This is a genomic window from Solwaraspora sp. WMMD406, assembly GCF_029626025.1.
In the GTDB taxonomy this organism is placed as follows: Bacteria; Actinomycetota; Actinomycetes; order Mycobacteriales; family Micromonosporaceae; genus Micromonospora_E.
Map to the genome: position 1 here is coordinate 5,725,454 of NZ_JARUBF010000001.1, position 14,057 is coordinate 5,739,510.

Genomic DNA, 14,057 nt, shown 5'->3' on the forward strand with positions numbered 1-14,057 from the left:
GCATGCCCGCCGCTGATCCCAGTTCTGCCAGGTCCGGGTCGACCCGCAGTCCGGCTCGACCCGACAGCGCCCCCGAACCGCACCCTGGCACCCCGGACGGGCGCATCGGCGGCCCAGCCCGGCAACCCGGCGGCGGGCCAGCCCAGCAACCCGGCGGCGGGCCGGCGCAGCGGTCCGGACGCCCACTGCGCCAGGCCGGTCTGCGGGAACACCACCTGGGTCTGGTGATGCGGCAGGTGGCGGCCGCCCACCGGCCACCGTCGCGGGCGGACGTCTCCGCCGCGACCGGCTTGACCAGGGCCACCGTGTCGGCGCTCGTCGACGAGCTCATCGTCGGCCGGCTGCTCACCGAGGTGGACCCGCTGCCCCGCAGCGGAGCCGGTCGCCCGGCGACCGGTCTGGTCCTCGCCGACGACGGCCCCGCCGGCCTCGGGCTGGAGATCAACGTCGATTACCTGGCCGCCTGCGTGGTCGACCTGACCGGGGCGGTCCGGCACCGGGCCGTACTCCGTGCCGATCAGCGACCCGACGCACCGGAGCGGGTACTCGCCCGACTCGCCCGACTCGCCCAGACGGTCACCACCGCACCCGAGGTCGCCGGCCTGTCCCTGGCCGGCGCGGCGGTGGCCGTACCCGGGTTGGTGACCCGGGCCGGCACCGTCCGGCTGGCACCCAACCTGGGCTGGCAGGACATCGACATCCCGACGGTGCTCTCGACGCTGCCCGAACTGGCCGGTGCCCCGCTGACGGTCGACAACGAAGCCAACCTCGCCGCGCTCGGCGAACTCCACGCCCGCTCCGACGATCTCACCGACTTCGTCTACGTCTCCGGCGAGATCGGCGTCGGAGCAGGGATCGTCATCGACGGCCAACTGTTCCGGGGCGCACGGGGCTGGAGCGGAGAACTCGGCCACATGGCGGTCCGCCCCGACGGGCCGGCCTGCCGGTGCGGCGCGCAGGGTTGTCTCGAGCAATACGCCGGCCAGGAGGCCTTGTTGCGCGCGGCCGGTCGCGGCGGTTCCGGGGGGTCGGCGGCGACGGCGCTGCGCATGGTCGAAGGGCAGGCCACCGCCGGTGATCCGGCGGTGCACCGGGCGCTCGCCGAGGCGGCGACGGCGCTCGGGGTGGTGCTCGCCGGGGTGGTCAACCTGCTCGACGTGCAGACCGTGGTGCTGGGTGGGATCTACGCGCCGCTGGCCCGGTGGCTGGCACCGGGAGTGTCGGCGGAGATCAGCCGGCGGGTGCTCACCGCCGGCTGGTCACCGGTGACCGTACGGGAGTCAGTGCTCGGCGCCGAGGCCGCGGTCACCGGTGCCGCCGGATCGGTGGTCCGGGCGGTACGCGACCACCCGGCGTACTGGCTGGGCTCCCGATGACCGACAACCCGACGACCCCGACGGCTTGGCCGCCCGGCGGCCGGCCAACTCGCGATCAGTAAGCCCCCCGGCCGTTGACCACCGCGCCGAAGGTCTTCCACAGGATCGTCAGGTCACTGGCGAGCGACCAGTTCTCCACGTAGTAGAGGTCGAGACGGATGCCGTCCTCCCAGGAGAGGTCCGACCGGCCGCTGACCTGCCACAGACCGGTCATTCCCGGCTTGACCAGCAGCCGCCGGGCGACGTCGCCGTCGTAGCGGGCCACCTCGCTGGGCAGCGGCGGTCGGGGACCGACCAGGCTCATGTGTCCAAACAACACGTTCGCCAGCTGCGGCAGTTCATCGAGCGAGTACTTGCGCAGGAACCTGCCGACCCGGGTGATCCGGGGGTCGTCGCGCATCTTGAACATCAGACCGTCGGTTTCGTTCTTGGCCGCCAACTCGGCCAGCAGGGCATCGGCGTTGACCACCATCGTCCGGAACTTGAAGACGTGGAACTCCTCGCCGCCCTGACCGACCCGGACCTGCTTGAAGATCACCGGTCCTCGGCTGTCCAGCTTGATGGCCAGCGCGAGCAGCGCCAGCACCGGGAACGCGAGCGTGAGCGCGAGCAGTGAGATGGACCGGTCGACGAAGCCCTTGACGAGCTTGCGCGTTCCCCGGAACTCCGGAGCCTCCACGTGGATCAGCGGCAGTCCGGCCACCGGCCGGGTGTGGATGCGCGGGCCGGCGACGTCGGTCAACGCCGGGGCGAGCACCAGATCGACACCCGTGCCCTCCAGTTGCCAGCCGAGCCGGCGGAGCCGGGTGGCGGTCAGTTCCCCGGAGGCGGTGACCGCGACGGTGTCCGCCCCGGTCGCCTTGGCGGCGTCCGGGATGTTGCGGAACGATCCGGCCACCGGTACGTCGCCGAGTCGCTGCGGCACCGGGGCCAGCAGTGCGTCGGGTATGCAGGCACCGACCACCTGGTATCCGGCGTACGGCTCACGGCGCAACGTGTGCACCAGCTCGAGTACGTGCGGGGTGTCGCCGACCACCAGGACCCGGCGAAACCAGCCGCTGCCCTGTGCCCGGCGTCGGTGCAGGTACTTGCGGGCCCCGAACCGGCCGGCGACCAAGCCGACCGTGCCGACCGACAGGGCCACCGCCAGGTAGCCACGGCTGATCTCGACGCTGGCGACGTACCCGATGATCGCCACGGTGCCGGCGAGTCGCAGGCTGGCGGTGATCACCCGCCGGTACTCGTCGGCGCCGTAGCCGAGCACCCGGTCGTCGTAGCATCGCAACAGCTTCAGCGACCCCAGCCAGGCCACCATCAGCAACGGTGTCACCAGCACGTACGGCAGATCTGCGCCGGTGGCCTGGTCGGTACCGAAACGCACCAGGTAGCCGGCTAGGACTGCAACACTGAGGATGCAGAAGTCGAGGGCGGCGATCGCCCGAATGTAGGCACGCTGACGCGCGTGCAGGACTGTGATTGGTGCCTCCGGAGTGGAGTCCGGTTGCACCACCACAGCATTGACCAGTGTCGCCGACGTCACTAGCCCTCCCCAGCTCGCTCGAGTCGACGCGTCCCCCCGGGCACCTGGCTGGCCCGTCGTTGGTACCGGCGGTGCCAGGGCACCCCGATATCTTGGCGCACCTGATGGTACGGCCGAAGCTAGCGACAGATTACTGTCACAAGACCAGTTGATCTCCACATCAGAAGTACAATATGGAGCCACTTCACAACCCTGAGTGAGAATCAATTGGGAGGAAGTTCATCAAATCGCCCACTTGGTCTCCCGATTGTCTAGTCAGCGGAGTGTCATGTCGACGATCAGCGGACCACAGTCGGCCGAAGCGCGATCGCCTTGAGGAGGATGTCGCCGATGTTGGCCGGATCCTCCGTCACGAAGACACCTCCACCCGTGGTATTGGTGATCGACTCCAGTTCCTCCTGACTGACCTCGTCGCCGATTCCGATGAAGATGACCTGGATCGGTCGCTGCGGGTCGGCCGCGTCGGCCAACTGTGCGAGCAGCTGATCCCTGGTCAACCCGTTGTCGTCCTCGTTCCTACCATCAGTGAAAACCACCACCGAGTTGACACGCCCGGGTGCCCAGTCTTCCTGCACCGCGAGGTACGCGGCGAGGGTGGTGTCGAACAAGCCGGTGTTGCCGTTGCGCTTCGGCACGACCTGCGGCAGGGCTGCCTCGAGAACGGCCCGCTGGCTGCTCAACGGCCCGATCGGCACCAGCTCCCGCCAGTCCTGGGTGCCCTGCAGCTCGGTGGAGAAGATCCACAGCCCGAGCGCCCAGGAGTCGTCGAACAGCGCCATGCCCCGGCGGGCGGCTTCCCTGGTCACGTCGGCCCGGCTGGCGTCGTTGGCCGTCGGTACGGGCTGCAGCATCGAACCCGAGACGTCGATCACCGCCAACATCCGGGCGGGCAGGGTCACCGCGGTCCAGGTGGCGAGCGCCCGGTCGATCACCACCGGGTCGAGCCCACCCGCCGCCGTACCGCCAGCATCGCCAGGCGCGGTCGTGACCGGGGCCGTTCCGGCCGGGCTCGGCGCTCCCTGGGGCGCGACGAATCCGGCGCCCCAGGTGCCGTCCGGCGACCGCAGACCCTGGTCGCCGAGGCGGTCGCGGAACAGGGCACCGCGCAGGACGTCGAAGAAGCCGGACGCGGCGGCGGCGGTCGCCGGGTCGGCGCCGGGCAGCACCGCGTACGGGTAGTCGAGCGACATCGGCGCCGGGTCCAGGTAGAGCGCGGCCAGCGCGATAGGTGGCTGGGTCGCGTTGTACTCGATGACGTCCTCCTCGGACAGCGCGGCGGCACCGAGCGAGGAGGCGATCGAGGCCGGATCGGCCGACCGGGGGAAGCGGGCCAGCAGGTCGTCGCGGAGCGCGGACCGGCCGGTGGCGAGGGTCCGCAGCGCGGCGGTGGTCGCCTGCTGCGCGTTCTCCCCCGCCTCACCGGCGGCCGCGGCGAGCGCGAGCAGACCGGCGAGCCCGGCGGCGTCCCGGGTGGGTTCGACGATCCCGGTCCGCAGGTCGGTGCCGGTGGTGATCTGCTGCAACAGATCGGTCCAGGTGAGCTGCTGGTTGGGCCAGCCGAGACCGGCGGCCAGCGGCTCCGGCATGGCGACCACGACGGGGCTGCGCGCCACCGACTCGGTGTTGGCGGGGGTGAATCCCGGAGCCAACGAGCCGAGCCGCAGCAGCCAGGTGGACGAGTCCGGCACCCACACGTCGGGCGCGACCGCCGTACCGCTGGCTTGCCCGACGCCGGCCAGGGCGACGCCGTGCTGACCGGCGACCACGGCCGCGACGTCGACCGGATCGGTGGCGGTGATCTCGATCGCCACGCAGGTGTCACCGACCGCACCGCCGTCGGTACGCCACTGGTCGGCGGCGGCCCGCAGGGCCGGCGCGACCTCGGGCGCGGCGGACAGCGTCAGGGGCAGTTCACCAGAGCACGACGATCCGGCGAATCGCTGATAGCCCAGCCATCCTCCGGCGGCAACGACGACAAGCGCCATCACGGCCGCGATGGCGCCTGTTCCGCTGACCTTACTTCGCATCCGATGGCGGCCTGGCACGGTCCCATACTCCGGATCCGCAGGCCAGGGTGGTAGGTACGTTCGGACGATAGTTACGGAGCAGAAACACTGGCGGACCGTTTAGTGACTTGCGGTAGTGACGCCACTTCCGTTAGTGCCGCGAAACCGGCAACTCGGCCATGACCTCCAGAAACACCCGGCCGGTGGCGCACCACCCGATCGACCTTGGGTCACCAGGGAACAGGCAACACGCACGTGGGGGTCAGGACCGGCACCGAATCACCGAGCGCAACCGGAACACCACTGGAATCGTCAATCACATAGACGCCAATCGAATCTGAACGCTCGTTAGCTACATAGAGGTGCGGCCCGATCACAGCGAAATGCCGGGGCCACCGACCACCGGTGGACACCTCGGCCACGTACCGAGGGGCGGCGGCGTCGGCGAGATCGAACACCGCGATCGTGTCGACGCCACGGTTTGCCACGTACAGGAAACGCCCGTCCGGCCGTACCGCGATCTCCGAAGGCTGCACCGGCCCATGCTCGGCGCTCGCCGCGACCCGCTCGCGCTCGACCAGGCCGCCGGTCCCGTCGATCTCGTACGCCGTGACCGACGCGTCCAACTCGCCGACCAGGTAGGCGTGCCCGCCGGCCGGGTGCCGGGCGAGGTGGCGTGGGCCACCGCCAGGCCGGGTAGGCGACGCCGGGTCGGGTTCCGCCAGCGTGCCGGTGGCCGGATCGAGCAGGTAGCGGTGCACGGCATCCGCTCCCAGGTCCACGACGTACAGTCCCGGTCCTCCCGGATCCGGCGACACCATGTGCGCGTGCGGCCCCTCCTGCCGTCCGGAGTCAGGCCCGGAGCCGGTGTGCTGCCGCAGGTCGCTACGGGGCTCGACGGCTCCGGTGTCGGTCAGCGGATGCACCGCGACGCCGCCGCTGCCGTAGTTGGCGCTGACCAGATGGCCCCCGGTGCCGGCGACCGCCAGGTGGCACGGGCTCGACCCGCCGGTGTCCTGGCTACCGAGCGGATGCAGTTCGCCCTCGTCGTCCACGGACCAGGCTCCCACCGCGCCCTGCTCGACCTCGCTGACGGCGTACAGGACCCGTTGGCGTGGGTGGCGGGCGAGAAACGACGGGGACGCCGTCCGCGCCACCACGGTCGGCGGCTCCAGCCATCCGGTCGCCGGATCCCGGCGGGCCCGCATGATGCCGGCGCCGCGCCCGTCACCGTCGGCCGTGTAGCAGCCGAGGTAGACGGTCGTCACCGACGATGATCGATCCACGTTCACCCGAATTCCTCTCTTCTCCACCCGCCGACGATCCTATAGGATCTTTGATCTACCCCGGCTGGTTGCCGGCCAACCACGAGGAGTACGCGTGCGGCCCGCCCGTCGACTCACCCTCACCGACGAGGTGTACGAAGCCGTCCGTGCCCAGGTGATGGATCACGTCGTCGCGCCCGGCGCCCGGATCAACATCGACGCCCTCGCCCGCGAACTGCGGGTCTCCCCCACCCCGGTCCGGGAGGCCCTCGCCCGCCTCGAAGCCGACGGCCTGGTCCGCAAACGTCCGCTGGTCGGCTACACCGCCACCGGACTGCTTACCCGCGACGAGTTCGACGAACTCGTCGACATGCGGCTGATCCTGGAGAGCGCCGCCGCGCGCCGGGCCGCCGACCGGCGCCGCGAGATCGACATCGACCGGCTGCGCGACGCGGCCGACCTGCCCGGCCCGGTGCCGGACACCCAGGGGTACGCGAGCATCGCCGCCTTCACCGCCCAGGATGCCCGGTTCCACCACCTGCTGGCCGAGGAATCCGGCAACCGGATGCTGCACGACGCGGTCGTCCGGCTCCGCCCGCACCTGCACCTGTTCCGGCTGCATTTCCCCACCACCCACTACCAGACCAGCGAAGCCGAACACCACCGGATCGTCGACGCCGTCGCCGCCGGCGACCCGGACCGGGCGGCCGACGCGGTACGCGACCACCTGCTCGCCGCCCGGGCCCGCCACCTGCCCCACTTCCGGCAGGCGTGACATGCGGATCGCTCTCTTCGTGACCTGCGTCAACGACCTGCTCTTCCCCGGCACCGGGCAGGCCGTGGTCCGCCTGCTGGAACGGCTGGGGCACACCGTCGAGTTCCCGCTCGGGCAGACCTGCTGCGGCCAGATGCACGGCAACAGCGGCTACCGTACCGAGGCGATGCCCCTGGTCCGCGCCTTCGTCGAGGCGTTCGAGGACCACCCGGTGGTGGTGGCGCCCTCCGGCTCCTGTGTGGCGATGGTCCGGGAGACGTACCCGCGACTGGCGGCCGGCGACGCGGCGCTGGCCACCGCCGTGCGCCGGCTGACACCCCGGGTGTACGAGCTGTCCGAGCTGCTGGTCGACGTGCTCGGGGTGACCGACGTCGGGGCGTACTTCCCACACCAGGTCACCTACCACCCGACCTGTCACGGGATGCGGATGCTGCGGCTCGGCGACCGCCCGCTGCGGCTGCTGCGCGCGGTCCGCGGACTCGACCTGATCGAGCTGCCCGACCAGCGAGAGTGCTGCGGATTCGGCGGGACCTTCGCGGTGACCAACGCGGCGGTGTCGGCGGCGATGACGGCCGACAAGTGCCAGGCCGTCACCGACACCGGCGCCCGATATCTGGCCGCAGCCGACAACTCCTGCCTGGCGCACATCGGCGGCGGACTGTCCCGTCGAGGCTCCCCGGTCCAGGTCGTCCACTACGCGCAGATCCTGGACAGCACCGCCACGGAGGGGCCATGACCGGAACCGGCAACATCGTGACGCGGCTACCGTTCCCCACCGCAGCCGCCCGCGAACTCGACGACGCCCAACTCCGGGCGAACCTGCACCGCGCCACCCGTACCATCCGCGACAAGCGGGAACGGGTCGTCGCGGAGGTGCCGGACTGGGAAGCGCTGCGGGCCGCCGGGGCGGCGATCAAGGACGACGTGCTGGCCCGACTGCCCGAACTGTTGGAACGCTTCGAGGCCGCCGCCACCACCGCCGGCGCGCGGGTGCACTGGGCCCGGGACGCGACCGAGGCCAACCAGGTGGTGACCGAACTGGTCCGGCGGGCCGGTGCCGACCAGGTGGTCAAGGTCAAGTCGATGGCGACCCAGGAGATCGGGCTCAACGAAGCACTGGCCGCAGCCGGCGTCGAGGCGGTCGAGACCGACCTCGCCGAGCTCATCGTGCAGCTGGCCGACGACACCCCGTCGCACATCCTGGTGCCGGCCATCCACTACAACCGCAGCCAGATCCGGGACATCTTCGCCCGACGGATGCCCGGAATCGACCCGTCCACCCTCACCGACGACCCGCCGGCCTTGGCCGAAGCGGCCCGCCGGCACCTGCGGCAACGGTTCCTCTCCGCCACGGTGGCGATCTCCGGGGCGAACTTCGCCGTCGCCGAGACCGGCACCCTGGTGGTGGTCGAATCCGAAGGCAACGGCCGGATGTGTCTGACCTTGCCGCAGACCCTGATCTCGGTGGTCGGCGTCGAGAAGATCGTGCCCACCTTCCGAGACCTGGAGGTGTTCCTCCAACTGCTGCCACGCTCGTCGACCGGCGAACGGATGAACCCGTACACCTCGATGTGGACCGGGGTGACCCCCGGCGACGGGCCGCGTGAGGTGCACGTCGTGCTGCTCGACAACGGCCGCGCCGACACCCTGGCCGACCCGGTCGGCCGTCAGGCCTTGCGCTGCATCCGCTGCTCCGCGTGCCTCAACGTGTGCCCGGTCTACGAACGGGTCGGCGGCCACGCGTACGGGTCGGTCTACCCCGGCCCGATCGGGGCGATCCTGTCCCCGCAGCTCACCGGCCCCGACGCCGGGGCCAACCGGACCCTGCCGTACGCGTCGACCCTCTGCGGGGCCTGCTTCGACGCCTGCCCGGTCCGCATCGACATTCCCGAGGTGCTGGTGCACCTGCGCCAGCGGGGCGTGGACGCCGTACGGAGCCGGCCCTCGGCGCGACGCACCGCGATGCGGGCCATGTCCTGGGTGCTGCGGGACCGGCGCCGCTACACAGCCGCGCTGCGGGCGGCCCGGCGGATCGGCGCGCCGCTACGCCTGGCCGGCGGTCGACGCACGGCGATCCGTCGGCTGCCCTGGCCGCTGGACGCCTGGACCGCCAGCCGGGACGCCCCGCTGCCAGCCCGGCAGAGCTTCCGGGACTGGTGGCTGAGCCGGCCGCCCCAAGACCAGCAGCCGACACCACCAGACGACGGCAGCCGCCCGCCGGCACCACCGGACGACGCGGCACCACCGGACGACGCGGCACCACCGGACGACGCGGCACCACCGGACGACGGCGGGAAGGTACCGCGATGAGCGAGGCGCGCGACGAGATCCTGAGCCGGCTACGGGCGGTCCGCGACCAGCGGCCGGTGCCGGTCCCCCGCGACTACCTGACGGCCAGTGCCGCCAGCGGCGCGGATCCGGTCGCGTTGCTGGTCGATCGGCTGGTCGACTACCGCGCGACGGTGCGCCGGTGCGGCCGCGCCGAGCTGGCCCCGGTACTCGCCACCGTGCTGGCCGACGTTCCCCGGATCGCGGCACCGGCCGATCTGCCGACCGGTTGGCTCACCGACTACACCGGCGAGGTACGGCGCGACGACGCCCCGGTCCCACTGACGGTCACCGAACTGGACCGCCCAGGGCTGGCTGTCGTGACCGGCTGCGCCGTCGCGGTCGGCCAGACCGGGACGGTGATCCTCGACGCCGGGCCGACGCAGGGTCCACGCCGGCTCACCCTGGTCCCCGACCATCACGTCTGCGTGGTCGGCGCCGACCAGGTGGTGACCGGACTTCCCGAGGCGTTGGCCCGGATCACCGATCCGACCCGGCCGCTGACCCTGATCTCCGGCCCTTCCGCCACCAGCGACATCGAACTGAACCGGGTGGAAGGCGTCCACGGGCCGCGCCGACTCGACGTGATCATCGTCGAGTCGGCCTGATCCTGGTTGTCGAGTCGGCCTGATCCTGCTCGTCGGGCCGACGCGGGCCGACGCGGACCGACGCGGACCGCGCCCGGTCAGCCGGTCGGGACCGGTTGACCGCGCCGGTACGCGACATGCTCCACCAACTCGATCAGTACCTGCTTACCCGAGTGGCGATTACGCGCGTCGCAGAGCACGACCGGGACATCCGGGTCGAGATCGAGCGCCTGGCGTACCGAGTCGGGACTGAAGTGCTGGGCACCTTCGAAGCAGTTGACCCCGACGACGAACGGGGTGCCCCGCTGCTCGAAGTAGTCGACCGACGGGAAGCAGTCGGCCAGCCGGCGGGTGTCGGCCAGCACCACCGCGCCGAGCGCGCCGAACGCCAGCTCGTCCCAGAGAAACCAGAAGCGGTCCTGGCCCGGGGTGCCGAACAGGTAGACCTGCAGGTCTTCGTTGATGGTGATCCGACCGAAGTCCATGGCGACCGTCGTGGTGCGCTTGGCCTCCACCCCAGAGGTGTCGTCGGTGCCCAGGCTGGCACTGGTCAACACCTCCTCGGTCTGCAACGGCCGGATCTCGCTGATCGCGCCGACGAGGGTGGTCTTGCCGACCCCGAACCCGCCGGCGATGAGGATCTTCAGCGCCAGCGGGATTCGCCGCCTCGGCTGGAAACGGTCAGAGCGCACGGAGTCCATTGACCACCGCCTTGAGGATGTCGTCGTGGGGGTGATTGGCCGAGGCCGGGGGTTCGTAAAGGGCGATCAGCCCGGCCGAGAGCAGGTCGCCGAGCAGCACTCGGACCACGCCCAGCGCCAGGTCCAGGTCGGCGGCGAGGTCCGCCACCGAGACCGGCTGCTGGGCGAGGCCGAGGATCCGGCGATGTTCCGGCTGCAGGTAGGCGAGTCCGTCGGCCGCCTCCGGCTGACCGGCGACCACGAAGGCCAGCAGATCGAAGGTGGTGCCGGTCGGGCGAACCCGACCACCGGTCACCGTGTACGGGCGGACCACCGGACCGGCGTCGGAGTCCAGCCAGTCGTGGTGCGGCCCGTCCGTGTCACCCCGCATCGGATGACGCCGCGGGCGGGCGGGCGGAGGCGCTGAGGTTCTGACCCACCCGGGTGACCAGCATCGCCATCTCGTACGCGATGAGACCGATGTCCGCGTCGGCGGCGCTGAGCACCGCCAGGCACGCGCCGTGTCCGGCTGCGGTGACGAACAGGTACGCCGACTCCATCTCGACCACGGTCTGCCGGACCGGACCGGACCCGAAGTGGCGACTGGCGCCCTTGGCCAGACTCTGAAAACCGGCGGCCATCGCCGACATGTGCTCGGCGCCCTCTTTGGTCAGGCCTCGGGACGAGCCCATCAGCAGACCATCGGCGGAGAGCACCACCGCCTGCTGGGCGGCGGGGACCCGCTCGACGAGGTCGTCGAGCAACCAGTCGAGGTTCATCGCATGCCGTGTCGTGTGCACTGCTACAGCTCCCTCTCGGACTCGTCCGTCGCCACCGGGGGCGGTAGCACGGCACTCGGCGGCGGGGTGGCGGTACCACGGGCCGGCGGCACCTCCCCGGCGGGGGAAACGGGGGTGGTTTCCCCGGTGACCTCGGCTGCGCGGCGCCCACGGGCGGTCCCGGCTTGCAGCGCGGACATCAACGCCCGTACCTCCTGTGGTGACCGCTGCGGTGCCTCACGGCCCGGCTGCCGGGCGACAGCGGACTGCTCCGGCGCCTGCCGCAGCTGGGGTGCCAGGCTGGACTGCCGGACCCGACGCGGTAGCCCGTCCTCGGTGGTCTCCGCCGGCCCGGTCGGTCGCGTCGGCAACGTGGTGGGCCGGCGACGGGCCGGCAGTTGCGCACCGGCGGGTGCCGCCGGTGCGGCCTGCGTGGCTCGTGCCGGCGGTGCGGTCGGTGCCGCTGGTGCCGCTGAGACCGGGGCCGTCGACATCCCCGGCACCGCAGGGACGACCGGTGTGCCTGACGCCGGAGTCGTGGTCACCGTCGAGGGGGCGGCGAACAGCTCGGTACGGGACGGATCGGTGGCGCCAGGATCGCCACCCGGTCCATCCGTACGCCCGCTCGGGGTGGGCGCGACGGCGGTCAACGCGGTCGGTGGTCGTCCCGACGGCAGCGCCAGCACCTCGGACTCTGGTGAGATCAGCTCCGCCGGGATCAGCGCGACGGCGGTGATCCCGCCGTACGGCGACGGCCGCAGGTTGACCCGTACGCCGTGGCGGGCGCCGAGTTGCGCCACGACGAACAGACCCAGCCGGGCGCTGTTGTGCGGGTCGAAGTCCGCTGGCTGGGCAAGTCGCTGGTTCGCCTCCTCCACCGCCTCCGGGTTCATCCCGAGGCCACGGTCCTCCACTTCGATGGCGTACCCGTGCGGCACCGACTGGCCGATGACGGTGACCTTGGTCTGCGGCGGGGAGAACGACGCCGCGTTCTCGATCAGCTCGGCGAGCAGATGGATCACGTCGCCGACGGCCCGCCCGGCGACCGCCGCCGACTCGACCGTCGTGACGTGCACCCGGGCGTAGTCCTCGATCTCCGAAACCGCTCCCCGGATGACGTCCACGACCGGTACCGGGTTGCGCCAGCCCCGGCCCGGGGTGGCGCCAGCGAGAATGACGAGGTCCTCGGCGTGGCGACGCATCCGGGTGGCCATGTGGTCGACCCGGAAGAGGTCTTCCAGCTCCTCCGGGTCGGTGCTGCGCCGTTCCATCCGGTCGAGGACGGCCAGCTGCCGGTGGAGCAGGGCCTGGCTACGCCGGGCGATGTTGAGGAAGGTCTCGTTGAGCCCGCGCCGCAGGGCCGCTTCCTCGACCGCCGACCGGACCGCCGTCCGCTGCACCTCACTGAAGGCGTGCCCGACCTGGCCGATCTCGTCGGCGCCGTACTCCAGGGGTGGCGCCTCGGCCGCGACGTCGACGTCCTCGCCTCGACGCAGTCGGGCCACCACGCCGGGCAGCCGTTCGCCGGCGAGTTCCAGCGCGGTGGCCCGCAGGCCGGTCAGTCGATGGATCAACGACCGACCGACCCGCAGCGAGATGACCAGCGACGCGATCACCGCACCGAGACCGATCAGCCCGGCGGCGGCGAGTCTGGCCAGGATGGCGATGGCGGTCGGCATGGTGCGCTCGGCGAGGGCGTCCGCGGCGAGAAGCTCGAAGTCGCGCAACTGCTGCTGTACGGACTCGTAGTTGGTCCGCCAGCGAGACTCGTCGATCGGCAGACCATCGGTGCCGGCACCGGCGTCGAGCAGCGTCTCCTGCATCCGGCGCAACGCGGTGAACTCCGCGCCACCGGCCAGCCGGTGAAAGCCGCCGCTGTCGGAAGCCGGCAGTTCCGCTACCGCCCGGTCGAACAGGAATCGCTGGGTGGCGACGATCTGCGCGAGCTGACGGTGCTGCGTGGTGGTGAACTCCTCCGCCGCGAACGCACCGGCGAGCAGGGCGTCCGACCGGCCCAGGATCTCCCGGGCCAGACCGATGTCGGTCAGGGCTCGGGCCTGCCGGTTGAGCTCGTTGTCCGGCAGGTCGGCCAGCGCCCCGAACATCCGGAACGCGGTGTCGGCCAAGCCGCTGTACATGCCGAGGGCTCCGGCGGCGTCCATCTCACGGCGTTCCACGAAGCCGCGGCCGGTCGGCAGGATCTCCAGTTCGGCCAGGGTCTGCTCGATCCGGGTGTCGAGTACCGACGGGTCGGTGGCGTCGGGGTCCGGGGCCGCTCGGCGCCGGAACTCCGCGACGGCGGAATCGGTGGCCTCCCACTGAGTGCGCAGCGCCGCCAGGTCGCCGGCGCGGCTCCCCTGCTCTCGCGCCGGCCGGGAGAGATACACCACAGAGATCCGGCGTTCGCGCTGGATTTCGGCGATCACGGCTTCGCCTGGCCGGCCGACGTCGTCGAGCAGGGTCTGCGCGCCGAGCAGGCTCAGCGCCGGACCGACGGTCAGCGTGGTGGCGAAGATCCAGAGGACGAGCAACGCGGCGATCGGCACAGCGACCAGCGCAACGATCTTCGAGCGGATCGACCAGTTGCGGGTATTCATCAGACCTCGCCGGCGCGGTATGTGGCAGGACTGACAGCGGCAGCCGGCCCGATCGTCGGCGTGAGCCGACGGTCAGGCGGCGTCCGCGCCTCCGGAAGGATACGTAATTAACGGCTCAGGCACT

12 protein-coding genes are annotated in these 14,057 nt (G+C 71.4%); 5 read left to right on the forward strand and 7 right to left on the reverse strand.

The window, feature by feature from the left end:
- Window positions 1-227: 227 nt before the first annotated feature.
- A complete protein-coding gene (locus O7632_RS25385) occupies window positions 228-1,376 on the forward strand; it encodes an ROK family protein (protein WP_278120377.1) in 1,149 nt (382 codons plus the stop codon).
- A 55-nt stretch (window positions 1,377-1,431) separates the two neighbouring features.
- On the opposite strand, the gene O7632_RS25390 is transcribed toward O7632_RS25385, so the two are convergent.
- The 3 genes from O7632_RS25390 to O7632_RS25400 all read right to left on the reverse strand — a co-directional run bounded on the left by O7632_RS25390 (window position 1,432) and on the right by O7632_RS25400 (window position 6,214).
- Window positions 1,432-2,889 carry a sugar transferase gene (locus tag O7632_RS25390; protein WP_347403646.1) on the reverse strand — a complete coding sequence of 486 codons (1,458 nt, stop codon included), beginning with the start codon at window positions 2,887-2,889 and terminating at the stop codon, window positions 1,432-1,434.
- A 305-nt stretch (window positions 2,890-3,194) separates the two neighbouring features.
- Window positions 3,195-4,901, reverse strand: a complete 1,707-nt coding sequence (locus O7632_RS25395) for a substrate-binding domain-containing protein (protein WP_278117834.1) — start codon at window positions 4,899-4,901, stop codon at window positions 3,195-3,197.
- Between the two features lie 251 nt (window positions 4,902-5,152).
- Window positions 5,153-6,214: a lactonase family protein gene (locus O7632_RS25400; RefSeq protein WP_278117836.1), complete on the reverse strand. Its 1,062-nt coding sequence runs from the start codon at window positions 6,212-6,214 to the stop codon at window positions 5,153-5,155.
- Between the two features lie 88 nt (window positions 6,215-6,302).
- Here O7632_RS25400 and O7632_RS25405 point away from each other — a divergent pair, with 88 nt between their 5' ends.
- Genes O7632_RS25405 through O7632_RS25420 form a run of 4 tightly spaced genes read left to right on the forward strand, consistent with a single transcriptional unit; the run spans window position 6,303 to window position 9,898 of the window.
- On the forward strand, window positions 6,303-6,962 hold the full coding sequence (locus tag O7632_RS25405) for a GntR family transcriptional regulator (RefSeq protein WP_278117838.1): 660 nt from the start codon (window positions 6,303-6,305) through the stop codon (window positions 6,960-6,962).
- Window position 6,963: 1 nt separating this feature from the next.
- Window positions 6,964-7,698, forward strand: coding sequence for a (Fe-S)-binding protein (locus tag O7632_RS25410; RefSeq protein WP_278117840.1), 735 nt, complete (start codon window positions 6,964-6,966; stop codon window positions 7,696-7,698).
- Window positions 7,695-9,272, forward strand: a complete 1,578-nt coding sequence (locus O7632_RS25415; protein WP_278117842.1) for a lactate utilization protein B — start codon at window positions 7,695-7,697, stop codon at window positions 9,270-9,272. Before O7632_RS25410 ends, O7632_RS25415 begins: the two co-directional genes overlap by 4 nt.
- The gene (locus O7632_RS25420) at window positions 9,269-9,898 is read left to right on the forward strand and encodes an LUD domain-containing protein (RefSeq protein WP_278117844.1); all 630 of its coding nucleotides are present in this window, start codon (window positions 9,269-9,271) and stop codon (window positions 9,896-9,898) included. Before O7632_RS25415 ends, O7632_RS25420 begins: the two co-directional genes overlap by 4 nt.
- A gap of 77 nt (window positions 9,899-9,975) precedes the next feature.
- Here the strand turns inward: O7632_RS25420 and O7632_RS25425 are convergent, their stop codons facing one another.
- From O7632_RS25425 to O7632_RS25440, 4 genes are read right to left on the reverse strand one after another with little or no spacing between them, the layout of a single operon-like run.
- Window positions 9,976-10,578 carry an ATP/GTP-binding protein gene (locus O7632_RS25425; RefSeq protein WP_278117846.1) on the reverse strand — a complete coding sequence of 201 codons (603 nt, stop codon included), beginning with the start codon at window positions 10,576-10,578 and terminating at the stop codon, window positions 9,976-9,978.
- Window positions 10,559-10,948: a DUF742 domain-containing protein gene (locus O7632_RS25430; RefSeq protein ID WP_278117848.1), complete on the reverse strand. Its 390-nt coding sequence runs from the start codon at window positions 10,946-10,948 to the stop codon at window positions 10,559-10,561. The genes O7632_RS25425 and O7632_RS25430 overlap by 20 nt, the downstream gene beginning before the upstream one ends.
- Window positions 10,938-11,336 (reverse strand): roadblock/LC7 domain-containing protein, encoded by a 399-nt coding sequence (locus tag O7632_RS25435; RefSeq protein WP_278120378.1) that lies wholly within the window; start codon window positions 11,334-11,336, stop codon window positions 10,938-10,940. Before O7632_RS25435 ends, O7632_RS25430 begins: the two co-directional genes overlap by 11 nt.
- 23 nt (window positions 11,337-11,359) lie before the next feature.
- Entirely contained in the window at window positions 11,360-13,933 is a 2,574-nt protein-coding gene (locus tag O7632_RS25440) for a nitrate- and nitrite sensing domain-containing protein (protein WP_278117850.1), read from the reverse strand.
- Window positions 13,934-14,057 lie beyond the last annotated feature (124 nt).

What these genes read in the sequence shown, in the direction of transcription:
- O7632_RS25425 (WP_278117846.1), bottom strand. Translation starts at nt 10,578, where the DNA reads ATGGACTCCGTGCGCTCTGACCGTTTCCAGCCGAGGCGGCGAATCCCG.
- O7632_RS25410 (WP_278117840.1), top strand. Translation starts at nt 6,964, where the DNA reads ATGCGGATCGCTCTCTTCGTGACCTGCGTCAACGACCTGCTCTTCCCC.
- O7632_RS25430 (WP_278117848.1), bottom strand. Translation starts at nt 10,948, where the DNA reads ATGCGGGGTGACACGGACGGGCCGCACCACGACTGGCTGGACTCCGAC.
- O7632_RS25385 (WP_278120377.1), top strand. Translation starts at nt 228, where the DNA reads ATGCGGCAGGTGGCGGCCGCCCACCGGCCACCGTCGCGGGCGGACGTC.
- O7632_RS25440 (WP_278117850.1), bottom strand. Translation starts at nt 13,933, where the DNA reads ATGAATACCCGCAACTGGTCGATCCGCTCGAAGATCGTTGCGCTGGTC.
- O7632_RS25420 (WP_278117844.1), top strand. Translation starts at nt 9,269, where the DNA reads ATGAGCGAGGCGCGCGACGAGATCCTGAGCCGGCTACGGGCGGTCCGC.
- O7632_RS25435 (WP_278120378.1), bottom strand. Translation starts at nt 11,336, where the DNA reads ATGAACCTCGACTGGTTGCTCGACGACCTCGTCGAGCGGGTCCCCGCC.
- O7632_RS25415 (WP_278117842.1), top strand. Translation starts at nt 7,695, where the DNA reads ATGACCGGAACCGGCAACATCGTGACGCGGCTACCGTTCCCCACCGCA.
- O7632_RS25395 (WP_278117834.1), bottom strand. Translation starts at nt 4,901, where the DNA reads ATGGCGCTTGTCGTCGTTGCCGCCGGAGGATGGCTGGGCTATCAGCGA.